At 66.6% G+C, this 22828-nt stretch carries 17 protein-coding genes and 3 rRNA genes; 11 read left to right on the top strand and 9 right to left on the bottom strand.

Features of this window, described 5'->3' with window-relative positions; genetic code table 11:
• The first annotated feature begins 330 nt into the window (after positions 1-330).
• The 4 genes from OHA17_RS18735 to OHA17_RS18720 all read left to right on the top strand — a co-directional run bounded on the left by OHA17_RS18735 (position 331) and on the right by OHA17_RS18720 (position 6118).
• Positions 331-1856: ribosomal RNA gene (locus tag OHA17_RS18735) — 16S ribosomal RNA — on the top strand.
• A 304-nt stretch (positions 1857-2160) separates the two neighbouring features.
• Positions 2161-5285: ribosomal RNA gene (locus OHA17_RS18730) — 23S ribosomal RNA — on the top strand.
• Positions 5286-5370: 85 nt separating this feature from the next.
• A 5S ribosomal RNA gene (gene rrf, locus OHA17_RS18725) occupies positions 5371-5487 on the top strand.
• The 16S, 23S and 5S rRNA genes sit together here, the layout of an rRNA operon.
• Positions 5488-5533: 46 nt before the next feature.
• Positions 5534-6118 carry a GNAT family N-acetyltransferase gene (locus tag OHA17_RS18720; RefSeq protein ID WP_406507553.1) on the top strand — a complete coding sequence of 195 codons (585 nt, stop codon included), beginning with the start codon at positions 5534-5536 and terminating at the stop codon, positions 6116-6118.
• Positions 6119-6155: 37 nt separating this feature from the next.
• Here the strand turns inward: OHA17_RS18720 and OHA17_RS18715 are convergent, their stop codons facing one another.
• From OHA17_RS18715 to OHA17_RS18690, 6 genes are all read right to left on the bottom strand, one after another.
• Positions 6156-7628, bottom strand: coding sequence for a type VI secretion protein (locus OHA17_RS18715; protein ID WP_406510756.1), 1473 nt, complete (start codon positions 7626-7628; stop codon positions 6156-6158).
• Between the two features lie 175 nt (positions 7629-7803).
• Positions 7804-9231, bottom strand: a complete 1428-nt coding sequence (locus OHA17_RS18710; protein WP_406507552.1) for an ATP-binding protein — start codon at positions 9229-9231, stop codon at positions 7804-7806.
• A 19-nt stretch (positions 9232-9250) separates the two neighbouring features.
• A complete protein-coding gene (locus OHA17_RS18705) occupies positions 9251-10798 on the bottom strand; it encodes an SCO6880 family protein (protein ID WP_406507551.1) in 1548 nt (515 codons plus the stop codon).
• A complete protein-coding gene (locus OHA17_RS18700; RefSeq protein ID WP_406507550.1) occupies positions 10795-12156 on the bottom strand; it encodes a hypothetical protein in 1362 nt (453 codons plus the stop codon). Before OHA17_RS18700 ends, OHA17_RS18705 begins: the two co-directional genes overlap by 4 nt.
• The gene (locus OHA17_RS18695; RefSeq protein ID WP_406507549.1) at positions 12146-13009 is read right to left on the bottom strand and encodes a hypothetical protein; all 864 of its coding nucleotides are present in this window, start codon (positions 13007-13009) and stop codon (positions 12146-12148) included. The genes OHA17_RS18700 and OHA17_RS18695 overlap by 11 nt, the downstream gene beginning before the upstream one ends.
• A gap of 175 nt (positions 13010-13184) precedes the next feature.
• The gene (locus OHA17_RS18690; RefSeq protein WP_053729027.1) at positions 13185-13493 is read right to left on the bottom strand and encodes a hypothetical protein; all 309 of its coding nucleotides are present in this window, start codon (positions 13491-13493) and stop codon (positions 13185-13187) included.
• A 440-nt stretch (positions 13494-13933) separates the two neighbouring features.
• Between OHA17_RS18690 and OHA17_RS18685 the strand changes: the two genes are divergently transcribed.
• The 3 genes from OHA17_RS18685 to OHA17_RS18675 all read left to right on the top strand — a co-directional run bounded on the left by OHA17_RS18685 (position 13934) and on the right by OHA17_RS18675 (position 16832).
• Positions 13934-14833 (top strand): trypsin-like serine peptidase, encoded by a 900-nt coding sequence (locus OHA17_RS18685; RefSeq protein ID WP_406507548.1) that lies wholly within the window; start codon positions 13934-13936, stop codon positions 14831-14833.
• A gap of 84 nt (positions 14834-14917) precedes the next feature.
• Positions 14918-15925: a bifunctional lytic transglycosylase/C40 family peptidase gene (locus OHA17_RS18680; RefSeq protein WP_324610205.1), complete on the top strand. Its 1008-nt coding sequence runs from the start codon at positions 14918-14920 to the stop codon at positions 15923-15925.
• 202 nt (positions 15926-16127) lie between these two features.
• Entirely contained in the window at positions 16128-16832 is a 705-nt protein-coding gene (locus tag OHA17_RS18675) for a phosphatase PAP2 family protein (protein WP_053729026.1), read from the top strand.
• Positions 16833-16844: 12 nt separating this feature from the next.
• Here OHA17_RS18675 and OHA17_RS18670 read toward each other — a convergent pair whose 3' ends face one another.
• Positions 16845-18395: an FAD-binding oxidoreductase gene (locus OHA17_RS18670; protein WP_406507547.1), complete on the bottom strand. Its 1551-nt coding sequence runs from the start codon at positions 18393-18395 to the stop codon at positions 16845-16847.
• A gap of 431 nt (positions 18396-18826) precedes the next feature.
• Entirely contained in the window at positions 18827-18979 is a 153-nt protein-coding gene (locus OHA17_RS18665; RefSeq protein ID WP_406507546.1) for a hypothetical protein, read from the bottom strand.
• Positions 18980-19068: 89 nt separating this feature from the next.
• Here OHA17_RS18665 and OHA17_RS18660 point away from each other — a divergent pair, with 89 nt between their 5' ends.
• Both OHA17_RS18660 and OHA17_RS18655 read left to right on the top strand, forming a co-directional pair.
• On the top strand, positions 19069-19860 hold the full coding sequence (locus tag OHA17_RS18660; protein ID WP_406507545.1) for a hypothetical protein: 792 nt from the start codon (positions 19069-19071) through the stop codon (positions 19858-19860).
• Between the two features lie 138 nt (positions 19861-19998).
• Complete coding sequence (locus OHA17_RS18655; protein ID WP_053729024.1) at positions 19999-20196, top strand: hypothetical protein; 198 nt, start codon at positions 19999-20001, stop codon at positions 20194-20196.
• Between the two features lie 124 nt (positions 20197-20320).
• Here OHA17_RS18655 and OHA17_RS18650 read toward each other — a convergent pair whose 3' ends face one another.
• Positions 20321-20665 (bottom strand): metal-sensitive transcriptional regulator, encoded by a 345-nt coding sequence (locus OHA17_RS18650; protein ID WP_053729023.1) that lies wholly within the window; start codon positions 20663-20665, stop codon positions 20321-20323.
• Positions 20666-20886: 221 nt separating this feature from the next.
• On the opposite strand from OHA17_RS18650, the gene OHA17_RS18645 reads away from it, so the two are divergent.
• Positions 20887-21507 carry a DUF47 domain-containing protein gene (locus OHA17_RS18645; RefSeq protein ID WP_053729022.1) on the top strand — a complete coding sequence of 207 codons (621 nt, stop codon included), beginning with the start codon at positions 20887-20889 and terminating at the stop codon, positions 21505-21507.
• A gap of 5 nt (positions 21508-21512) precedes the next feature.
• Positions 21513-22511, top strand: coding sequence for an inorganic phosphate transporter (locus OHA17_RS18640; protein ID WP_053729021.1), 999 nt, complete (start codon positions 21513-21515; stop codon positions 22509-22511).
• The last annotated feature ends 317 nt before the right edge of the window (positions 22512-22828 follow it).

The following is a 22828-nucleotide window of genomic DNA, read 5'->3' as shown; positions in this document are numbered from 1 at the left end:
GGAACCGGAAAGGCGCCGAGGAAATCGGACACGAAAGAGTCTGATAGAGTCGGGACACGAAATACCGAAGGGAAGCGCCCGGAGGAAAGCCCGAGAGGGTGAGTACGAAGGAAGCGTCCGTTCCTTGAGAACTCAACAGCGTGCCAAAAGTCAACGCCAGATTGACAACCCCGTATCCGCTTCGGCGGATCGAGGTTCCTTTGAAAAGTCCACTCGCCCCTTTGGGGTGTGGGTGGCGATTACACAGCGAGGACGCTGTGGACGACCGGCCTCATTCCGGCTTGGTCGTCCCGCTCTTACGTGATGTGTGCACCCGATTACGGGTAAACATTCATGGAGAGTTTGATCCTGGCTCAGGACGAACGCTGGCGGCGTGCTTAACACATGCAAGTCGAACGATGAAGCCCTTCGGGGTGGATTAGTGGCGAACGGGTGAGTAACACGTGGGCAATCTGCCCTTCACTCTGGGACAAGCCCTGGAAACGGGGTCTAATACCGGATAACACTTCCTGCCGCATGGTGGGGGGTTAAAAGCTCCGGCGGTGAAGGATGAGCCCGCGGCCTATCAGCTTGTTGGTGGGGTGATGGCCTACCAAGGCGACGACGGGTAGCCGGCCTGAGAGGGCGACCGGCCACACTGGGACTGAGACACGGCCCAGACTCCTACGGGAGGCAGCAGTGGGGAATATTGCACAATGGGCGAAAGCCTGATGCAGCGACGCCGCGTGAGGGATGACGGCCTTCGGGTTGTAAACCTCTTTCAGCAGGGAAGAAGCGAAAGTGACGGTACCTGCAGAAGAAGCGCCGGCTAACTACGTGCCAGCAGCCGCGGTAATACGTAGGGCGCAAGCGTTGTCCGGAATTATTGGGCGTAAAGAGCTCGTAGGCGGCTTGTCACGTCGGATGTGAAAGCCCGGGGCTTAACCCCGGGTCTGCATTCGATACGGGCTAGCTAGAGTGTGGTAGGGGAGATCGGAATTCCTGGTGTAGCGGTGAAATGCGCAGATATCAGGAGGAACACCGGTGGCGAAGGCGGATCTCTGGGCCATTACTGACGCTGAGGAGCGAAAGCGTGGGGAGCGAACAGGATTAGATACCCTGGTAGTCCACGCCGTAAACGTTGGGAACTAGGTGTTGGCGACATTCCACGTCGTCGGTGCCGCAGCTAACGCATTAAGTTCCCCGCCTGGGGAGTACGGCCGCAAGGCTAAAACTCAAAGGAATTGACGGGGGCCCGCACAAGCAGCGGAGCATGTGGCTTAATTCGACGCAACGCGAAGAACCTTACCAAGGCTTGACATATACCGGAAACGGCCAGAGATGGTCGCCCCCTTGTGGTCGGTATACAGGTGGTGCATGGCTGTCGTCAGCTCGTGTCGTGAGATGTTGGGTTAAGTCCCGCAACGAGCGCAACCCTTGTTCTGTGTTGCCAGCATGCCCTTCGGGGTGATGGGGACTCACAGGAGACTGCCGGGGTCAACTCGGAGGAAGGTGGGGACGACGTCAAGTCATCATGCCCCTTATGTCTTGGGCTGCACACGTGCTACAATGGCCGGTACAAAGAGCTGCGATGCCGCGAGGCGGAGCGAATCTCAAAAAGCCGGTCTCAGTTCGGATTGGGGTCTGCAACTCGACCCCATGAAGTCGGAGTTGCTAGTAATCGCAGATCAGCATTGCTGCGGTGAATACGTTCCCGGGCCTTGTACACACCGCCCGTCACGTCACGAAAGTCGGTAACACCCGAAGCCGGTGGCCCAACCCCTTGTGGGAGGGAGCTGTCGAAGGTGGGACTGGCGATTGGGACGAAGTCGTAACAAGGTAGCCGTACCGGAAGGTGCGGCTGGATCACCTCCTTTCTAAGGAGCACTTCTCACCAGGTTCGCCTGGTCAGAGGCCATTTCGTCGGCAAACGTCCGACGGTGGTCAGCTCATGGGTGGAACGTTGACTATTCGGCACGATGCTTCAGGGTCACCAGTACTGCTTCGGCGTGGAACGTGAACCAGGGAGGATCGGGTCGGGCACGCTGTTGGGTGTCTGAGGGTACGGACCGTGAGGTCTGTCCTTCTGATGCCGGCCCCAGTGAACTCCACCACGATGTTGGTGGGGTGATGGGTGGCTGGTCGTTGTTTGAGAACTGCACAGTGGACGCGAGCATCTGTGGCCAAGTTTTTAAGGGCGCACGGTGGATGCCTTGGCACCAGGAACCGATGAAGGACGTGGGAGGCCACGATAGTCCCCGGGGAGCCGTCAACCAGGCTTTGATCCGGGGGTTTCCGAATGGGGAAACCCGGCAGTCGTCATGGGCTGTCACCCATACCTGAACACATAGGGTATGTGGAGGGAACGAGGGGAAGTGAAACATCTCAGTACCCTCAGGAAGAGAAAACAACCGTGATTCCGGGAGTAGTGGCGAGCGAAACCGGATGAGGCCAAACCGTATGCGTGTGATACCCGGCAGGGGTTGCGCATGCGGGGTTGTGGGATCTCTCTTCTGTCGTCTGCCGGCGACAGGACGAGTCAGAAACCGTTGGTGTAGGCGAAGGACATGCGAAAGGTCCGGCGTAGAGGGTAAGACCCCCGTAGCTGAAACATCAACGGCTCGTTTGAGAGACACCCAAGTAGCACGGGGCCCGAGAAATCCCGTGTGAATCTGGCGGGACCACCCGCTAAGCCTAAATATTCCCTGGTGACCGATAGCGGATAGTACCGTGAGGGAATGGTGAAAAGTACCGCGGGAGCGGAGTGAAATAGTACCTGAAACCGTGTGCCTACAAGCCGTGGGAGCGTCGCTGGCAGCACTTGTGCTGTCAGTCGTGACTGCGTGCCTTTTGAAGAATGAGCCTGCGAGTTAGCGGTGTGTAGCGAGGTTAACCCGTGTGGGGAAGCCGTAGCGAAAGCGAGTCCGAACAGGGCGATTGAGTTGCACGCTCTAGACCCGAAGCGGAGTGATCTAGCCATGGGCAGGTTGAAGCGGCTGTAAGAGGTCGTGGAGGACCGAACCCACCAGGGTTGAAAACCTGGGGGATGACCTGTGGTTAGGGGTGAAAGGCCAATCAAACTCCGTGATAGCTGGTTCTCCCCGAAATGCATTTAGGTGCAGCGTCGTGTGTTTCTTGCCGGAGGTAGAGCACTGGATAGGCGATGGGCCCTACCGGGTTACTGACCTTAGCCAAACTCCGAATGCCGGTAAGTGAGAGCGCGGCAGTGAGACTGTGGGGGATAAGCTCCATGGTCGAGAGGGAAACAGCCCAGAGCATCGACTAAGGCCCCTAAGCGTACGCTAAGTGGGAAAGGATGTGGAGTCGCAGAGACAACCAGGAGGTTGGCTTAGAAGCAGCCACCCTTGAAAGAGTGCGTAATAGCTCACTGGTCAAGTGATTCCGCGCCGACAATGTAGCGGGGCTCAAGCGTACCGCCGAAGTCGTGTCATTCCAGCATATAGGGCCAACGCCTGCTGGGATGGGTAGGGGAGCGTCGTGTGCCGGGTGAAGCTGCAGCGGAAGCTAGTGGTGGACGGTTCACGAGTGAGAATGCAGGCATGAGTAGCGATACACACGTGAGAAACGTGTGCGCCGATTGACTAAGGGTTCCTGGGTCAAGCTGATCTGCCCAGGGTAAGTCGGGACCTAAGGCGAGGCCGACAGGCGTAGTCGATGGACAACCGGTTGATATTCCGGTACCCGCTTTGAAACGCCCAGTATCGAGCCCATTAATGCTAAGGCCGTGAAGCCGTTCCGGACCCTTCGGGGAATGGAAAGTGGTGGAGCCGCCGGCCCAAGGTGGTAGTAGGTAAGCGATGGGGTGACGCAGGAAGGTAGTCCAGCCCGGGCGGTGGTTGTCCCGGGGTAAGGGTGTAGCCCGTCATCTAGGCAAATCCGGATGACATATAAGGGTGAGACCTGATGCCGAGCCGATTGTGGTGAAGTGGATGATCCTATGCTGTCGAGAAAAGCCTCTAGCGAGTTTCATGGCGGCCCGTACCCTAAACCGACTCAGGTGGTCAGGTAGAGAATACCGAGGCGTTCGGGTGAACTATGGTTAAGGAACTCGGCAAAATGCCCCCGTAACTTCGGGAGAAGGGGGGCCACGTCCGGTGATGAGTCTTGCACTCTGAGCTGGGGGTGGCCGCAGAGACCAGCGAGAAGCGACTGTTTACTAAAAACACAGGTCCGTGCGAAGCCGTAAGGCGATGTATACGGACTGACGCCTGCCCGGTGCTGGAACGTTAAGGGGACCGGTTAGTCACATTTCGGTGTGGCGAAGCTGAGAACTTAAGCGCCAGTAAACGGCGGTGGTAACTATAACCATCCTAAGGTAGCGAAATTCCTTGTCGGGTAAGTTCCGACCTGCACGAATGGCGTAACGACTTCTCGACTGTCTCAACCATAGGCCCGGTGAAATTGCACTACGAGTAAAGATGCTCGTTTCGCGCAGCAGGACGGAAAGACCCCGGGACCTTTACTACAGTTTGATATTGGTGTTCGGTTCGGCTTGTGTAGGATAGGTGGGAGACTTTGAAGCGGCCACGCCAGTGGTTGTGGAGTCGTCGTTGAAATACCACTCTGGTCGTGCTGGATGTCTAACCTCGGTCCGTGATCCGGATCAGGGACAGTGTCTGATGGGTAGTTTAACTGGGGCGGTTGCCTCCTAAAGAGTAACGGAGGCGCCCAAAGGTTCCCTCAGCCTGGTTGGCAATCAGGTGTTGAGTGTAAGTGCACAAGGGAGCTTGACTGTGAGACCGACGGGTCGAGCAGGGACGAAAGTCGGGACTAGTGATCCGGCGGTGGCTTGTGGAAGCGCCGTCGCTCAACGGATAAAAGGTACCCCGGGGATAACAGGCTGATCTTCCCCAAGAGTCCATATCGACGGGATGGTTTGGCACCTCGATGTCGGCTCGTCGCATCCTGGGGCTGGAGTCGGTCCCAAGGGTTGGGCTGTTCGCCCATTAAAGCGGTACGCGAGCTGGGTTTAGAACGTCGTGAGACAGTTCGGTCCCTATCCGCTGCGCGCGCAGGAACATTGAGAAGGGCTGTCCCTAGTACGAGAGGACCGGGACGGACGAACCTCTGGTGTGCCAGTTGTCCTGCCAAGGGCATGGCTGGTTGGCTACGTTCGGAAAGGATAACCGCTGAAAGCATCTAAGCGGGAAGCCTGCTTCGAGATGAGTGTTCCCACCTCCTTGAGAGGGTAAGGCTCCCAGTAGACGACTGGGTTGATAGGCCAGATGTGGAAGCCCGGTAACGGGTGGAGCTGACTGGTACTAATAGGCCGAGGGCTTGTCCTCAGTTGCTCGCGTCCACTGTGTTTGTTCTGAAGCAATGAACAGCCGTCAGAACCGTTTCCGGTTCCGGTGTTCAACTTCATAGTGTTTCGGTGGTCATAGCGTTAGGGAAACGCCCGGTTACATTCCGAACCCGGAAGCTAAGCCTTTCAGCGCCGATGGTACTGCAGGGGGGACCCTGTGGGAGAGTAGGACGCCGCCGAACAAATTGTGGGGAAAGCCCCGCACCAGACCGTAGGAATACGGTCACGGTGCGGGGCTTTCTCGCGTTGTGGCAGTATCGGTTCATGGAACATGTCATACGCCCCATCCGCGCCGACGAATGGCGCAAGTCCAAGGAACTGCGGCTGGCTTCGCTGGCCGATCCCGCTGCCCCTGTGGCCTTCCTGGACACGCTGGAGAACGCGTCCACGCGGCCCGATTCGCACTGGCAGGAGCGGGCGCAGGGGGCCTCGCAGGGTAATTCCGCCCGGCACTTCATCGCCGAGGGGCCCGGCGGCGAATGGGCCGGCGGCGTTGTGGTGCTGGTCGAGGCCGAGGGCAGCGACGATGTCTTCGGGAACCGGATTGCCTCGCCGCAGGCGCAGCTCGTGGGCGTGTTCGTACGGCCCGAGTACCGCGGGGTCGGGCTGACCGAGCGGCTTTTCGCTGCCGCGATGGAATGGGCCTGGTCGCTGGAGGAGCCGCGGGTGAACCGGGTTCGGCTCTTCGTGCACGAGAACAACCCGCGCGCCCAGGGCTTCTACCGGAAGATCGGCTTCGTACCGACCGGGGTCACCGCACTGCTGTCCGGTGACGGTTGCCACGATCTTGAGATGGAGGTTGTGCGGCCGTAGCCGCAGTCGTACTCCTGCATCCCTTGCGGCTCTGCGATTACGTCAGTGCTTCGGTCCAGCGGGCTCGCGCCTGTTCCGGGGAGCGGAGCAGGACCAGGGGCGGCATGCCCTGGTCCTGACCGGTCGACAGCAGCTCCGGAAGCCGGGGAAGCGGAGCCACGGCCGCGACGTCGTCCAGGACGAGCGTCATTGGTGGGTCGAGGCGACCGTCAGATGACCGTTCGGCCATGCGGCGGCCGCGCTCGACCACGTCTGAGGCGAGTGCCGTGAGCAGGGGCATCGCGGCGGGATGGGACCGGGGGTTCTCGATCGCTTCACCCACCACATAAAGGGTGCCCCCCTCGTTCACAAATGATTCCAGGGCGAGCGAATCTGCTCGATTTGGTGTGCAGGCGTCGCGGATGTGGATCGAAGAGAGGCAGGCGAGGGCTCGGGCCGTCAACTGCTGGGCGATTTCCCGGCGTTCGGGGTACGCGGTGAGGGCGGACTCCAGGAGTCCCGCGCCGCCGCTCTGCGCCTTGGGGTGCGTACGGAGGATGCGTACGGCGTCCTGGACCGCTGTTCCCTGGGCCCAGCGGTGCAGCTGCTTCGTGGCCTTGCCGTCGCGGCTTTCCAGAGCGGCGGCGTGCAGCCAGCAGCGTAGGAGGGTTTCCGCGGTGTCTGCCATGGCGGCGTCCATGCGGGCCTGAGGGCGGACGGGGGCGAGCAGTGCCGTTGCCCTTGCGGCGGCGACATCCGGGTCTTCGCAGCCGGCTGTGGGGGACCAGTGGAGTCTGGCGGGGGTGTCGCAGCGGTGGGTTGGGTCGTAGACGTGTACGGGGCCGAGCTTGGCTCTGGCGTCTTTTGTTTCTGCCCACAGGGTGGGGTCCGAGGTGACGATCAGGGCTGCGCCCTCGGCGTCCTGGATTGCCTGTAGGGCTCTGGGTCTTCTTGCTTCGGGGGGGCCGAAGAGTAGGCGGGGGGTTTGCTGTTCTGCCCGGGGGGCTGGGAATTGCTCCACTGGCGTGGGGGCGGGTTCCCTTGCGGGGGCGGGTTGTTGGGGGTGTTGTGCCTGAGAGGCGGTGAGCGGCTGCTCGGGGTCGGGGGCCAGGGGCTGTGCGGGGTTGGGGGCGGTGACCGGGGTTCCGGCTGGCGGGGTTCGTTGTGCCCACCCTTCCCCAAGGTCTCGGCTCCGCTCGACCAGGGGAGACCCCAATCGCCCTGCGGAACGACTGCCCACAACGGGAGGGGGTGGGGTGGCGGAACGATTGCCCACAGCTTGGGGGAAGGGGGGCTGTGGTGCTGAGCCCACAGCGGGGGCTGCGCCCCCGGACGCCGCCCTAGCTCTCGCCCGTACCGATCGCCACCGCGTGAACGTCCCCAGTGCGAAGATCGTCAGGACGAGCAGGATCAGCAGCTCGCCGATCAGCAGGCCCCAGAACAGGCCGTAGCCCGAGAGGGAGTTCGGGGGAGTGTCCGGCCAGGCCGATGGCAGGTCGTGGGGGGCCGTTACCAGGGAACGCAGGGCCATCGGGCTGTGAGTGAACGATACGGCGGGGGGCCAGGCTCCGTGGGTGAAGAGGCCCCCCAGGCCGGTGGCCGTCCATACCAGGACCGTCAGGCCCAGGAGGAAGGCCAGCAGGCCCACCAGGAGTCCGTCCGGGATGCCGCGCTGGTCGCCTCTCGGGGTGCCGGTTCCGCTCACTTCAGGCCACCGTGGACTCGGGCGAGTCTGCTGCCGAGGACATTTGCTGTTCCACCAGCGCTGCTCGGCGTTCTGTTTCCGATTCGAGTTGGGAGTCCAGCTCCGAGGCCAGGATGTCGTCGGTTGCGGCCGATTCCGTCATGGCCCGGTCCGTGAAGACCAGGGGGCGTTCGCGCTCTGTGATCAGGTGTTTCACGACTTGGACGTTGCCGTTCACGTCCCATACCGCGATGCCTGGGGTGAGGGTGGGGATGATCTCCACGGCCCAGCGGGGCAGGCCGAGCACCCTGCCCGTCGCCCTTGCCTCGTCCGCCTTCTGCGCGTAGATGGTGCGGGTCGAGGCCATCTTCAGGATCGCTGCCGCCTCCCTCGCCGCCGCTCCGTCCACCACGTCGCTCAGGTGGTGGACCACCGCCACGAACGACAGGCCCAGGCGCCGGCCGAACTTCAGCAGGCGCTGGAAGAGCTGGGCCACGAACGGGCTGTTGATGATGTGCCAGGCCTCCTCGACCAGGAAGATGCGCTTCTTCCGGTCCGGGCGGATCCAGGTGTGCTCCAGCCAGACGCCGACGATCGCCATCAGGATCGGCATCGCGATCGAATTTCGATCGATGTGGGACAAGTCGAAGACGATCAGCGGGGCGTCCAGGTCGATCCCCACCGTCGTCGGGCCGTCGAACATGCCGCGCAGGTCGCCGTCCACCAGGCGGTCCAACACCAGCGCGACGTCCAGGCCCCAGGCTCGTACGTCGTCTATGTCGACGTTCATCGCCTCGGCCGACTCGGGCTCGGGGTGGCGGAGTTGCTCGACGATGTCGGTCAGGACCGGTTGGCGGTCCGTGATCGTGGTGTTGACGTACGCGTGCGCCACCTTGAGAGCGAAACCCGATCGTTCGTCCAGGCCGTGTCCCATCGCAACTTCGATGATCGTTCGAAGGAGCGCGAGCTGGCCCGTCGTCGTGATCGCCGGGTCCAGGGGGTTGAGCCGGATGCCGCCGTCCATCGCGGTCATCGGGTCGAGCCGGATGGGAGTTATCCCCAGCTCGCGCGCGATGAGGTTCCACTCGCCGACGCCGTCCTCGCCCTGCGCGTCGAGCACGACGACCTGCCGGTCGCGGAACCTCAACTGCCTGAGTACGTACGTCTTTTCAAGCGCCGACTTGCCGTTGCCGGACTCGCCGAGGACCAGCCAGTGCGGGGCCGGGAGCTGCTGTCCGTACAGCTGGAAGGGGTCGTAGATGTAGCCCTTGCCGCTGTACACCTCGCGCCCGATGATCACGCCCGAGTCGCCGAGGCCGGGGGCCGCCGTCGGCAGGTAGACGGCCTGGGCCTGGCCCGTGGAGGTGCGGACGGGCAGCCGGGTGGTCTCCACCTTGCCGAAAAGGAGGGCGGTGAAGGCGTCGGAGACGAGAGACAGCGGATCTCGCATGGCGGGTACTGCCTCTCAACTAGCGGCGGATGCCGGTCGCGAACGGCAAGGTGTTGACGAAGGCCCGGTGGTGCTCGCGGTCGCACCACTCCAGCTTCAGGTACGACTTGCCGGCCGAGGCTCTGATGGTCCGCTTGTCACGGGCCAGCGCCTCCGGTGAACGCGAGGACACCGTGATGTAGCCGACCAGGTTGACGCCCGCGGCGCCGCTCGCGAGGTCCTCGCCGCGCTGGTCGAGGCGGCCGTGGGCGGCGATGTCGCGGGGGTCGACGGTGCGGTTCATCTTGGCCGCGCGGGACGCCTCCGCCTCGTCGTTGGTCTTTTCCGTGAGCATTCGCTCAATCGCAACTTCGGTCGGTTCGAGGTCCATGCAGACGGCAACCGTACGGATCACGTCCGGGGTGTGGACGAGCAGCGGGGCCAGGAAGTTGACGCCGACCGGGGTCATCGGCCACTCCTTCACCCACGCGGTGGCGTGGCACCAGGGCGCCCGGGTCGAGGACTCGCGGGTCTTGGCCTGGAGGTACGTCGGCTCCACGGCGTCCAGCTCGGCCGGCCAGGCATTGCGCTTGGTCATGGCCTGGATGTGGTCGATGGGGTGGTCCGGGTCGTACATGGAGTGCACGAGCGAGGCGAGCCGGCTCTGGCCGAGCGGCTGGCGCACCCGGATGTCGGCCTCCGCCAACCGGGCGCAGATGTCGGTCAGTTCACGCGCCATGACGACCGCGAGCCCCGCGTCCCGGTCGAGCTTGCGGCCGTGCGGGTTGGCGGCGCGGGCCATCGCGTGGGCCTCGGCGGCGAGCTCGCGGCTGTACTGCATGCAGGCCACGAGGTAGGCGCGGTGCTGCTCGCTGGAGGTGGACACCATCGACTGGAGCTGCTCGTACGACTCCTTCAGCCAGTCCGGGGACTTCGTGTCGCCGCGCTGGGCTACGTCCTTGGCGTGCGCGTCGGGGTCGGCGGGCAGTGTGCGGGCCAGTATCTGAAGCCTCGTCACAAAGCCGTCGCCGTTGGCGACATGCTTCAGGAGGGTGCCGAACCGGTCGACCAGGGCCTCCTGGTCCTCGCTGTCGCGCAGCCCGACGCCCGGGCCCTCGATCTCGATCGCGGCGGTGACCGTACGCCGGTCCGCGTGCAGCAGGACCGCGATCTCGTCGGGGCCGAAGGGGGCGGCGAGCCAGCTGATGTGGCCGATGCCGGGCGGCGGCCCGACCTCGACCTCGCGCCCGTCGAGGCCCACCCCCGCCTCGGCCGAGCCCGAACGGTAGGTGGTGCCGCGCCGGAGCGAGCGCTTGTAACTGCGGTTGATTTCAAACCATTTGTAGAACGTGCGGTGCTTGTACGGGAGGTACACCGCGGCGAGCGCCAGGAACGGGAAGCCCATCAGGAGCACGATCCGCAGGGACAGGACGGGGACCAGCAGTCCGCACATCATGCCGAGGAACGCGCCGCCGATGATCAGCACGATCTCGCCGGTCTCGCGGTTCTTGCCGACGACGGCCGACGGCCGGGCGCGGCCGATCAGATACGTACGGCGGGGCGTGACCGGTTGGGACTGGGTCGTCAACGCCCTCCACCTCCAGTGTTCTTGTTACCTGTGCCGCCGGTGTTGTGGCGGTGAGAGTGTGGTGTGCCGGATGTCGGCGCGGAGCCGCTGCGCGGCGGAGGTGCGGCGGAGGGGACAGTTCCGCCGCCGATCCCGCCGCCGGAGCCCCGGCTGCTGTGGGCGGCCACGCCACCGGACATGGGGTTGGCGGGGCGGGCCTGGGCGGCGCCGCCCCCCTGGTTGCCCCGGCCGCTGTGGGTCTTGATGCCCTGCGAGACCAGTGCGGCGGGCGAGGAGATGAGGGCGGCGGCCTGGGAGCCGTCGGTGGCCTGTTTGCGGTTCGTACGGGCCGAGGCGATCTCGTCGCCGAAGCCGGGCACGAAGCGGTAGATCATCGCCGAGGCGAAGATCGCGAGCAGGATGATCGCCAGGCCCGAGACGACGGCCGAGAACGAGTCGGGGCCCTTGCCGGAGGAGAGCGCTCCGGCCAGGCCGAGCACGATCACGATGACCGGTTTCACCATGATCACGGCGATCATGATGCCCGCCCAGCGGCGCACGTGGCCCCACATGTTCTTGTCGACCAGCCCCGCGTACACGACGGTGCCGAGCAGGGCCCCGACGTACAACAGGGCGGCACGGATGACCAGTTCGAGGAACAGCACGCCCGCGGCGAGGATCGAGACCAGGGCGACGACGATCAGCATGATCGGGCCGCCGCCGATGTCCGTGCCCTTCTTGAGCGCGGCCGAGAACGACCCGAAGAACACGTCCGACTGGTTGCCGGTCGCGTTCGCGATGGCCTCGGTCACGGCGTCCGTCGCCGATACGACGGTGTAGAGGATCAGCGGGGTGAAGGCGGAGGCGAGCACGGTCAGCCACAGGAAGCCGACGGCTTCCGAGATCGCCGTCGACAGCGGCACCCCACGGATCGCGCGCTTGGCCACGGCCAGGAGCCACAGGACGAGGGTGAGGAAGGTGGCGGCGGCGAAGACGACGGCGTACTGGGTGCGGAAGCTGTCGTTGGTGAAGTCCACGGTTGCGGTGGACTTCACCGCGTCGGAGAGCTTGCCCACGATCCAGGCGGCCGCGTCGGCACAGCCCTTGGCCAGGGAGGTGAGGGGGTCGGCGGCTTGGTTGGGGTCGGTTACGGGCGCGCTGCCCTTGCTGGAGCCGGATTCGCAGTAGTCCCTGGCGGGGCCGACGATCAGGTCGCAGTTGCTCTTGCCGGATGGCGAGGGCGAGGGGGAGGGCGCCCCTGACGGGGCGGGCGTCGGCGAGGGAGCGGCGTACACGCGGGTCGCCAGCAGCACGAGGCTCGTCTGCACGGCCGTGAGCACAGCGGTCAGTTTGAGCGCGCGGCGGGGGCTACCGGGCATACGTGAACCCTCCGTACTCTTGCACTGCCTTGGCCATCTCGTCGGCGGTGGAGGCCTTGCGGTCGGCGTTCACCGGGGCCGGGCCTTCCTTGTTGGAGAAGCTCGTGGCTTTCCAGTCGCCGTTCACCCACTGGAGCTGGAGGGTCAACGTGAACCAGTCGTTGGTCACCGGGTTGGTGGAGCCGACCCCCGCCATGCCGTAGACGCCGGTGCACCAGACCTCAATGGTCGCGGAAGTAGCAGAGTAGGCAGCTGTCTTGGTGCCGACCGGGGCGGTGCGCGAGACGTACGTCATGCCCTGGGCCGCGTTACCGTTGGCGTCCAGGCCCACTTTGCTGAGGAGGTCCTTGCCGTACGCCTTGTCGAAGTTGGCCTCCAGCGCGGGCACCTTGTCCGCGGTGAAGACCTGGCGCACGATCTCGGAGCGGCGGTCGGGCTTGAGGATGTCCGCCGAAACCAGCGCCACCGCATAGTTGGCCGCAGCCGACTGTGCCCCCTGCTCGGTCTGTGGAAAGCCGGAGGCAATCCCGGCCTGCTTGCCGGCCACCGGCTTCGTGCCCGTTGCCGCCGTCGACTGCGCTTCCGGCTTCTTCGCGTTCTGGGTGTCCGAGGTCGAGCCGGAATCGCCGCCCCGGTTCGCGAAGGCGATCGCGGCCACCAGCAGGACCACTACGCCCACCACCATCACCAGCGACCGGGTGTTGCGCGGGGGGCGGCGGGCGCCTCCGTAGATGTCGCCGGTGCCTTCGGGCAGGCGGGTGCGGGTCTGGCGGGTGCCGCCGAGCGTGCTGAAGCGGTCGCCGGCGGGGCCGGGATCGCCTCCGCCGTGGCCCGGCTCGTCGTCGAAACTCATGCCTGCGCCCCCTCGACCGTGTGCGGTTCCGCGTAGTACGACGGTAGCCGTGCTGGTTCCCGCGCGGGCGCGGTGTGGTGACTCGACATCAGGGAGACGCAACCTCTGCCGGTGGGCACGACGGACGGATGGTGTGAGGGGGGACGGAGGAGGGAGCGAGGTGGCTGACGCGGGGTCAGACGGCCATCCCGTACACGATGGTGAAGAGCGTGCCCAGTGAGCCGATGATGAAGACTCCGGTCAGGCCGGCCACGATCAGGCCCTTGCCCTGTTCGGCGCTGAAGGTGTCGCGCAGCGCCGTCGCTCCGATCCTCTGTTTGGCCGCGCCCCATACCGCGATGCCGAGGCAGAGGAGGATGGCGACCGCCATCACCACCTCCACCATGATGCGGGCCTCGTTGCCGAGCGTCCCGAACGGCCCCCAGTTGGGGGCGATTCCGCCGATGATGGTGGTGATGTCGCCTTTTCCGGCTGCCAGGTACATGTAACTCACCGCCCCTGTCGGGTAGTTCGAAGCCCCTGCCCCACGGCATGGGTCAGGTTCTATCTTCGCTGATGAAACCGCCGGAGTAGGACGCCTTGGCGCCTCTCTTTGCGCGACCCTGCACGGCAGTGCCGGTCGCACCGCCCTGACCTGCGGTGAACCGGGTGTATGCGAAAACGCGTATGGTCACTCTGTGTATCACGCGGCGTGACTCCGGGCAATTGTCGTCGTTGTTGCACCCTTGGGCCGCTTGTCCTGTCGGCGGGCGTCAGACGGGCGTCAGACGGGCGTCAGGTGGGCGTCGGCGCAGGTACGCGGGCGACGGGCCGGTTCATAGAAACTTCTCAGAAAAGCTTCATGGTCGTTCTCAGCCGGGTCCGAGAGAGTCACAGTGTTCGCAGTCCGCAAGCAGGCCCGCCGACCACCAGGAGACGCACCGTATGAAGCGCACTGGCATCTCCGGGATGAAGTTCGCGACCACCACGCGCGGAAGGTTCGGCGCGCTGTCGGCCGTGGCGGTGCTCCTGGTCATACCGATGTACGGGGACCATGACGCCGGGGCGAAGAACCTGACCTCGGCGGCGCCGGCCACGGCGGCCGACGCCCGGGTGGGCGCCCTGTTCAACGGGGACCTCGACGGGGGCCACTACTGCACCGCCTCGGTCGTGCACAGCTCGGGCCGCGACCTCATCGTCACCGCCGCGCACTGCCTGCCCGCGGACCAGTCGGAGGGCGGCAAGGCGGTGTTCGTGCCGGCCTATCGGGACGGCTCGGCGCCGTACGGGACTTGGCCGGTGCAGTCGGTGTACGCCGACGACAGCTGGAACGAGGACGGCGACCAGGACAGCGACGTCGCCTTCGCGGTGCTCGGGCCCGGCTCCGACGGCGGCAAGAAGGTCGAGGACGCGGTGGGCGCCGCCCCGCTGTTCGCCGGCCGCGCGACCGGGCAGGCCGTGACCATCACCGGATACCCCGGCGACACCGAGGTCCCGCAGGTCTGCACGAACACGTCCGTCGCCTACGGCGACACTCAGCAGCGCATCGACTGCCCCGCCTTCCCCGGCGGCACCAGCGGCAGCCCGTGGGTCGTCGAGGGCGGGGCGGTAGCGGGGGTGATCGGCGGGTACGAGTTCGGCGGGGACGACCCCGACGTCTCGTACAGCATCGTCTTCGGGCAGCACACCAAGTCGCTGTACAAGCTCGCGGAGGCGGCGGGCGACCCCAAGCCCGCGGCGCCGGCCTCGACGGCCATCAACCCCCAACCAGCCGCTGCCAGCGAGCCGTTGACGGCGCCTCAGGCGGCGAACCAGCCCATCACGTGCGCCTGCATACTTCCCTGATCCACGGACCGCGCCGGCTTCGTCTGTTCGGGATTCCGCGCGAAATGGGCGGTGAACGCGCCACCTATGGGGGAGGGTTGGGGGGTGCGCAAAGTCTGGGTGGTCGGTGGGATCGGGTTCGGGGTGTGCCTGAGCTTTCTTGCGCTGCTCGTCGTGGGCACGTACTCGGCGGCCGCAGGGCTTGCTTCGAGCGGGGCCGGGGCGGTCGGGCTGGCCAAAGGGGCTGTTCCGGCCATGTATTCGCCGCTCGTGCAGAAGTGGGGCAATCTCTGCCCCGCCCTCAACCCCGCGATGCTCGCCGCCCAGCTCTACCAGGAGAGCGGCTGGGACCCCAACGCCAAGAGCCCGGCCAATGCCTTGGGGATCGCGCAGTTCATCCCCGGCACCTGGGCCACGCACGGCATCGACGCGAACGGGGACGGGAAGGCCGACATCTGGGACCCGGCCGACGCCATCCCCTCGGCAGCCTCGTACGACTGTGAACTGTCCAAGGACGTCAAGAGCGTGCCGGGCGATCAGAGCAGCAACATGCTCGCCGCCTACAACGCCGGCGCGTACGCGGTCATCAAGTACGGGGGCGTTCCGCCGTACAGCGAAACCCAGGGCTACGTGAAGACGATCCGCTCCCTGGAGAAGAGCTTCGCCGCCCCCGTCGGGCGGGTGCAGCCCTCGCAGCAGGCGGCCGGGGCCATTTACTACGCGCAGCAGAAGCTCGGGACGCCCTACCTCTGGGGCGGGGAGGGGACGCCCGAGCAAGGGGGGCGGTTCGACTGCTCGGGGCTCACGCAGGCCGCGTACGAGAGCGTCGGGATCACGCTGCCGCGCGTCGCCAACGACCAGTACAACGCCGGCCCGCACCCCGCCCGGAACGAACTGCTCCCCGGGGACCTGGTGTTCTTCTCGACCGACCTCAGCAATTCGCGGGCCATCCACCACGTGGGTCTTTACGTGGGCGGCGGGTACATGATCAACGCCCCTTACACCGGCGCCGTCATCCGCTTCGACAAGATCGACGCGCCCGACTACTTCGGCGCGACCCGGGTCACCAAGGACGGTGCGGCCGCACTGCCCAGCTTCAAACCGGGGGCTTGAACAAGCTCCCCCGATGGCTGGAACTCTCCGTGAAGCCAAGGCCCTGAGCTGCGACGATGAGTCACTCTTCGATAACGTCGACGTGATCATTCAGTGGAGAGTGGAACGTGATGGGCGCTGAGGGCGTTCCCTGGACAGTGACTGATGTACGTACTGACCACGGGGGTTGGTAGCAGGACGGAACAAGGCAAGGGGCCGCAGCATGGCTGGACTCGCATTCGACGGCGCGAATCCCGATGTCAGCCTGCTCTACGACATCAACGGACTCGCCAAGGACGCCCCGTCCTGGCTCGATCGCGCGATGGCGTTCGTCGGGGAGTACGGGATCCTGCTCGGCCTCGTGCTCGTCGTGCTGTGGTGCTGGTGGAGCGTGCGGCGCGGGGAGGACCGGCAGTCGGCGGTCGCGTCCGTGGCCGGGATCGTGTGGGCGCCGCTGGCCGCCGGGATCGCCGTCCTGGTCAACATCCCCATTCGCGGCTTCGTGGAACGGCCGAGGCCCTTCCTCGACCACAAGGGCCTCGAAGTCCTCGCCGACGGCAAGACCGACTTCTCGTTCGTCTCCGACCACGCCACCCTCGCCATGGCGCTCGCGGCCGGGCTCTTCGTCGCCAACCGGAAGTTCGGCCTCGTCGCGCTCGGTCTCGCCCTGCTCGAAGGGTTCTGCCGGGTCTACATGGGCGTGCACTACCCGACCGACGTCGTGGGCGGCTTCGCGCTCGGCACCGCCGTCGCGCTGCTGCTCGCCCCGCTCGCCCAGCTGCTGCTCACCCCGGTCGTCGCGGCCGTCGCCCGCTCGCCGCGGCTCGGCCGCCTGGTGCACTCGCGCAAAGCGCTGACGGTGGTTCCGGCGGCGGCCGGCGGCACGGTCGAGTACCCCGGGTCAGAGGAGCGCGACCTCGCCGCCTGACCTGACGCTTCGTCAGAGCGCTTGGGGGAAGTCGAACAGCCTGGTCGGGTCGTACTGCTTCTTCAGCTGGGCCAGGCGCGGCGCGGCCGAGCCGTAGTAGGCGGTGCGCCAGTCGGTGAGCGCCGGGTCCGGATAGTTCTGGTAGGCCGCGCCCGATGCGTACGGGCGCATCGCGCCGTGGGTGCGGGTCAGCCAGGACTGCTGGGTGGCACCCGGAGTGCCCGCCTGCCATGAGGCGATGTACTGGGCGAGCACCCGCGAGGTGCGGTGCACGAAGGCGGTGGCGTCCGGGGCGACCCGGTTGATGGCGCCGCCGAGCGCGGTGAGCACGATGGTGCCGGCGCCCCCGCCGTCCGCGGCCGCGATGCGGGTGAACTCCTCGGATCCGGTGAGGAGTTGACGTACTCCCGCCGGTGGGAGCGCCTTGGTGTAGAAGTCGGACTTCGCGGCGTAGGTCTCGCGCTGGAGCACACCCTGGGGGTTGCGGCCCGGGGTCTTGCCGGGCATGTGGCACTGGGCCTGGCTGAACGTGGAGCAGCCCGCGTACAGCAGCATCGCGTCCTGGAAGCCGGTGCGGTGCAGGGACACCGAGGCGGCGGGGGCGCCCGCGCGGTCGGCGAGGCGGTCGAGCGCGTTCTGGAAGTCGCCGTACGAACCGATCGAGAACGCGGCGATGTTGATGGTCGGGTTGCCGCCGCCGGCCGCGCTCGCCAGGTGCGCGGCGGACCAGATCTCGTCGGCCTGGGCCGGGCCCCACTCCTGCCAGGCCTCGATCAGGCCCTGCGCCTGCCGCCAGGGCCAGGTCAGAAAGGCGGTCACACCCTGCGGGGACGGGTGCGTACGGAAGGTGAATCCGGTGACCACCCCGAAGTTGCCGTTGCCCGCGCCGCGCAGCGCCCAGAACAGATCCGGGTTCTGCTTAGCGCTCGCCGTCAGTTTTCGGCCATCGGCGGTGATGAGGCTGACGGAGGTCACGTTGTCGCAGGTCAGCCCGTACGCGCGGGCCGTGACGCCGTGGCCGCCGCCGAGGGTGAGGCCCGAGACGGCGACGGTGGGGCACGAGCCGCCGGGGATCGTGCGGCCGCTCTCGGCGAGGTCGGTGTAGACGTCGATCAGCCGCGCGCCCGCGCCGATGGTGCCGTCGGCCGCGACGCCGCTCAGCCGCGATACGTCGATGACGAGGCGGCCCGTGCCCGATGACCACCCGGCGTAGTCGTGGCCCCCGCTGCGGACGGAGATCGGGGTGCGGTGGGCTCGGGCGTAGGCGAGGCATTCCTGTACGTCCGCCTCGTGGGCGACGTAGGCGACCGCGTCGGGCTTCTGGTCGTCGTAGCGGGTGTTGTAGAGCTGGCGGGCCGTCGCGTAATCGGCGTCGTCGGGGCGGACGAGTTTGCCCTGCAGGGAGTGGGCGAGGGCGGTCCAGTTTGCGGGCGCGGACGCGGAGGGGGTGGTGCTGGGCGGGGGCGGTTTGTGCGTGCCGGCGCCGGTGCCGGTGGTGCAGGCTGCTGCGGTGAGGGCGGTCGGGGTGGCCGCGGCGGCGGTCAGGAGGGTGCGGCGGCGCATTCGGGGCTCCCGGGGGCGTGTGGGGCACTGCGCTTGCTCATTCCCCACCCCGCCCCTTCCCTAGACCCTCCGGGGGTGAATCGTTCTGGCTGCGGCCCGGTGGTCGTTCCTGGGGCTCCGCCCCAGACCCCGTTCGCGCCTTGAGGGCGCTCGTCCTCAAACTCCCCCAAGGCCTTAAGGGCCAGGGGGGACCCCCATGACGGGCTGGAGTGGGCTGATGCCCGTGTTCGCCGGACGGGCTGGAGATGCCGGTGCTGGCCAAAGTCAGTGCTGCCAGGGGCGCGGGGCTGTGACATGTGCGGCTCCGCCGCGTGGGCGCGACCAGCCACGCACGGTCCGAGGTCGAACGGGGGTTGGGGGCCTGGGGAACTGCGCAACAAGCGATGGCGGCCCGCGGTGGGGGGAGCGCGCGTTCGCAGGGAGGGGGCTGGTCAGATGCCGGACGGGACGGCGAGGGGCGGGTTGTGGGTCTGGGCGTCCGTCCGGGCTCTGTCGCGGCTTCGGCGGGCCGGGCCTGTCCAGCCGCAGGAGCAGCGGGCGATCGCGAAGCTGCCGCGTTCCGTGATGGTGGTCTGGTGGGGCACCTCACCACCGTACTGCGGGCGTGACGGGGGCCGTACCGGAGTCGTTAGGAGTACGGGCTAGGCCAGTGGGCGTTGGGGGTTTGGCGACGATGGTGGTGCAACGGCACGGAGCCGGGCGAGCGGGTGCGATCGCGGTCGCCGCGCTGGTGGGCGGGGTGATCGCGAGCGCCGCCGGGTGCGGCGCGAGCAGCACGGAAGTCACGAGCGGGGGCACCGCCGACCCGGCGGCGCTGGTGCGCGGCGCCGCCGACCGCCTTGTGGCGGCGGGGAGTTCGAAGGCCACCACCTCCATGGAGATGGCCACCGGCGGCACCCGGGTCGCGATCCGGGGCCAGGGAACGTACGACTTCCGGCGCAGGACCGGGCAGTTGACGGTGGTGCTGCCCAACGACGCCGCGGGGGAGGTCGACCACCAGCCGATCACCGAGCTCCTCGCGCCCGGCGCGCTCTACATGAAGAACCGGGGGGCCGGGGTGCCCGCGAACAAGTGGGTGCGGGTCGACACCGCCGCGCTCGCCGACGGCAACCTCGTCACGGGCGGCGTCACCGACCCGTACACGGCCGCCGAGCTGCTGCGCGGCGCGCAGGGCGTGACGTACGTCGGCGAAGAGGAACTGGCCGGGGTGAAGGTGCGGCACTACCGGGGGAGCGCCGTACTGCCCGCGAGTGTGGCGAAAGGGTTCTCCAAGGGGGCGGTGCCGTTCGACGCGTACCTCGACGAGGCGGGGCGGCTGTGCAAGGTGCGCCAGCAGTTCAGTTACGTCAACCGGGGCCGGCCCGTCGCGGTCGCCTCGACGACGCTGCTGTACGCGTTCGGGGCGGCCGTGAGCGTACGGCTGCCCGACGCGCGAGACATCTTCGACGGGAAGATCCAGCCGTAATCAGCCAGAAATGGCCCCCTCAGGTGGGCCTGTGGTGGCGGAAATGGTCCGTCCGTGCCATGCGCGGTCCGTGTCCCTCTCCCTACGCTAGGAAGCCGACGATGGCGAGAAGAGCGGGAAGAGGTCGAGGAAGAGGTGATGTGCGTGGCTTCGCTTCGCGGTGCGACCGTCCAGGACCACGTGGCCCTCGTCGAGATCGAGCTGTGCGGTGAACTGATGATCGCGGCGTCCGCCGCGGAGGGGGACCGGCTCAGCCCGGACCTCATCGACGAGGTGCTGAACGTGGGGCAGCCCGGACCGGCCGGGCAGCCGCCGGAACGTAACTCTCGGGGCTAGGTCCTATCGGTCCCTACTGGGGTGCCGGTCCCTGCTGAGGCGGCAGAGGGCGCGGCCGGTCCGAGCCCGCCGCGCCCCGTTCATACGGGTGCCTGCTTGCTTCACGTGCGGCCGCGTCCGCGCGTCACGTGCGCATCATGCGGGCGATGGCCTTGGTGGCTTCCTCGACCTTGGCGTCGATCTCGTCGCCGCCCTTCACCGCCGCGTCCGCCACGCAGTGCCGCAGGTGTTCCTCCAGGAGCTGGAGGGCGAAGGACTGCAGGGCCTTGGTGGACGCGGAGACCTGGGTGAGTATGTCGATGCAGTAGACGTCCTCGTCGACCATCCGCTGCAGACCGCGGATCTGGCCCTCGATCCGGCGCAGCCGCTTGAGGTGCTCGTCCTTCTGCTTGTGGTAGCCGTGCACGCCGTGGTCGTGATCGGTCACAGGGGTCTCGACCGGGGGGCCGGCTGCCTCGGTGGTCGTCATCGCGTCCTCCCGTTGTCTGCCATGTGCCTGGTGGCCTGCCGTGTGCGGCAAGGGGTTCGATACCCCTCATGGGTATATGGTAACGAATTTCCGGATCCCCGGCGGGGGCCCGTGCTGATCACTGTGCCTGATGGGCGACACTGAAGAACGCCGGTTAGCCGTGGCCGGATGATGCGCCTAGCATCAGCCTGACCGAATCCCAAGCACTCCGAGGACCCCACGTGCGCTTTCGTCTGACCCCCAGGGAGACGAGCTTCTACGACATGTTCTCCGCATCCGCGGACAACATCGTCACGGGCTCGAAGCTCCTCATGGAACTGCTCGGAGCGGATTCCGCGTCCCGGGCCGAGATCGCGGAGCGCATGCGGGCAGCGGAGCACGCGGGGGACGATGCCACCCACGCGATCTTCCACCAGCTGAACTCCTCCTTCATCACGCCGTTCGACCGCGAGGACATCTACAACCTCGCCTCGTGCCTCGACGACATCATGGACTTCATGGAGGAGGCCGTCGACCTGGTCGTCCTCTACAACGTGGAGGAACTGCCCAAGGGCGTCGAGCAGCAGATCGAGGTGCTCAACCGGGCGGCCGTGCTGACCGCCGAGGCGATGCCGAACCTGCGGACGATGTCCAATCTGACCGAGTACTGGATCGAGGTCAACCGTCTGGAGAACCAGGCCGACCAGATCCACCGCAAGCTGCTCGCCCACCTCTTCAACGGCAAGTACGACGCCATCGAGGTGCTGAAGCTCAAGCAGATCGTGGACGTACTCGAAGAGGCGGCGGACGCGTTCGAGCACGTGGCGAACACGGTGGAGACCATCGCCGTCAAGGAGTCCTGACCTCCGTGGACACCTTTGCGTTGATCGTGACCATCGGGGTCGCGCTCGGATTCACGTATACGAACGGCTTTCACGACTCGGCGAACGCCATCGCCACGTCGGTGTCCACGCGGGCACTGACGCCGCGGGCCGCGCTCGCCATGGCCGCCGTCATGAACCTCGCCGGCGCCTTCCTCGGCAGCGGCGTCGCCAAGACCGTCAGCGAGGGGCTCATCTCCACGCCCGAGGGCAACAAGGGGATGGGGATCCTGTTCGCGGCGCTGGTCGGCGCGATCATCTGGAACCTGGTCACCTGGTACTTCGGGCTGCCCTCGTCCTCCTCGCACGCGCTGTTCGGCGGCATGGTCGGGGCGGCGCTCGCGGGCGGCATCACGGTGTACTGGTCCGGGGTGCTCGACAAGATCGTCATCCCGATGTTCGTCTCGCCGGTGGTCGGTCTGATCGTCGGCTACCTCGTGATGTGCGCGATCCTGTGGATGTTCCGCAAGGCCAATCCGCACAAGGCCAAGCGCGGGTTCCGCATCGCGCAGACCGTCTCGGCGGCCGGCATGGCGCTCGGCCACGGCCTCCAGGACGCGCAGAAGACCATGGGCATCGTGGTGATGGCGCTGACCATCGCCAACGTTCAGTCCGCGGGTGACGAGATCCCGATCTGGGTCAAGATCGCGTGCGCGGCGATGCTGTCGCTCGGTACGTACGCGGGTGGCTGGCGGATCATGCGGACGCTGGGGCGGAAGATCATCGAGCTCGATCCGCCGCAGGGGTTCGCCGCGGAGGCGACGGGTGCCTCGATCATGTTCGGGTCCTCCTTCCTGTTCCAGGCGCCCATCTCCACGACGCACGTGATCACCTCGGCGATCATGGGTGTGGGGGCGACGAAGCGGGTCAACGCGGTGCGGTGGGGGGTCGCGAAGAACATCATCCTGGGGTGGTTCATTACGATGCCGGCCGCGGCGGGGGTCGCTGCGCTGAGCTATCTGGTGGTGCGGCTCTTCTTCGGGTAGGCCCCGCACCCCTCCTGGGGGCTCCGCCCCCGGACCCCCGCTCCTCAAGCGCCGGAGGGGCTATGCGTGCGCACGGCTTTCCGCTGCGGACCGTGGGTGGCTGGTCGCGCCCACGCGGCGGAGCCGCACAATGACACAGTCCCGCGCCCCTAGCAGGGTGGTGCTGGCCCGCACCGGGGCATTTCAGCCCGTCCGGCGTTTGAGGACGAGCGCCCTTAAGGCGCGAACGGGGTCTGGGGCGGAGCCCCAGGGACGCGGGGTGCACGTAAATGGGCCCGCCCCGGGTGTACCGGGGCGGGCCCTTCGTCTTGCGGTGG

It is taken from the genome of Streptomyces sp. NBC_00212 (genome assembly GCF_045206365.1).
Lineage (GTDB): Bacteria > Actinomycetota > Actinomycetes > Streptomycetales > Streptomycetaceae > Streptomyces.
This window is presented reverse-complemented; position numbering and strand designations above follow the sequence as displayed.

Excerpts from the sequence above, each read along its gene's own strand:
- OHA17_RS18675 (WP_053729026.1), top strand. The coding sequence starts at position 16,128 with ATGGCTGGACTCGCATTCGACGGCGCGAATCCCGATGTCAGCCTGCTC.
- OHA17_RS18650 (WP_053729023.1), bottom strand. The coding sequence starts at position 20,665 with ATGACGACCACCGAGGCAGCCGGCCCCCCGGTCGAGACCCCTGTGACC.
- OHA17_RS18695 (WP_406507549.1), bottom strand. The coding sequence starts at position 13,009 with ATGAGTTTCGACGACGAGCCGGGCCACGGCGGAGGCGATCCCGGCCCC.
- OHA17_RS18660 (WP_406507545.1), top strand. The coding sequence starts at position 19,069 with ATGGTGGTGCAACGGCACGGAGCCGGGCGAGCGGGTGCGATCGCGGTC.
- OHA17_RS18690 (WP_053729027.1), bottom strand. The coding sequence starts at position 13,493 with ATGTACCTGGCAGCCGGAAAAGGCGACATCACCACCATCATCGGCGGA.
- OHA17_RS18655 (WP_053729024.1), top strand. The coding sequence starts at position 19,999 with ATGTGCGTGGCTTCGCTTCGCGGTGCGACCGTCCAGGACCACGTGGCC.
- OHA17_RS18710 (WP_406507552.1), bottom strand. The coding sequence starts at position 9,231 with ATGCGAGATCCGCTGTCTCTCGTCTCCGACGCCTTCACCGCCCTCCTT.
- OHA17_RS18715 (WP_406510756.1), bottom strand. The coding sequence starts at position 7,628 with ATGGCCCTGCGTTCCCTGGTAACGGCCCCCCACGACCTGCCATCGGCC.
- OHA17_RS18700 (WP_406507550.1), bottom strand. The coding sequence starts at position 12,156 with ATGCCCGGTAGCCCCCGCCGCGCGCTCAAACTGACCGCTGTGCTCACG.
- OHA17_RS18685 (WP_406507548.1), top strand. The coding sequence starts at position 13,934 with ATGAAGCGCACTGGCATCTCCGGGATGAAGTTCGCGACCACCACGCGC.
- OHA17_RS18670 (WP_406507547.1), bottom strand. The coding sequence starts at position 18,395 with ATGCGCCGCCGCACCCTCCTGACCGCCGCCGCGGCCACCCCGACCGCC.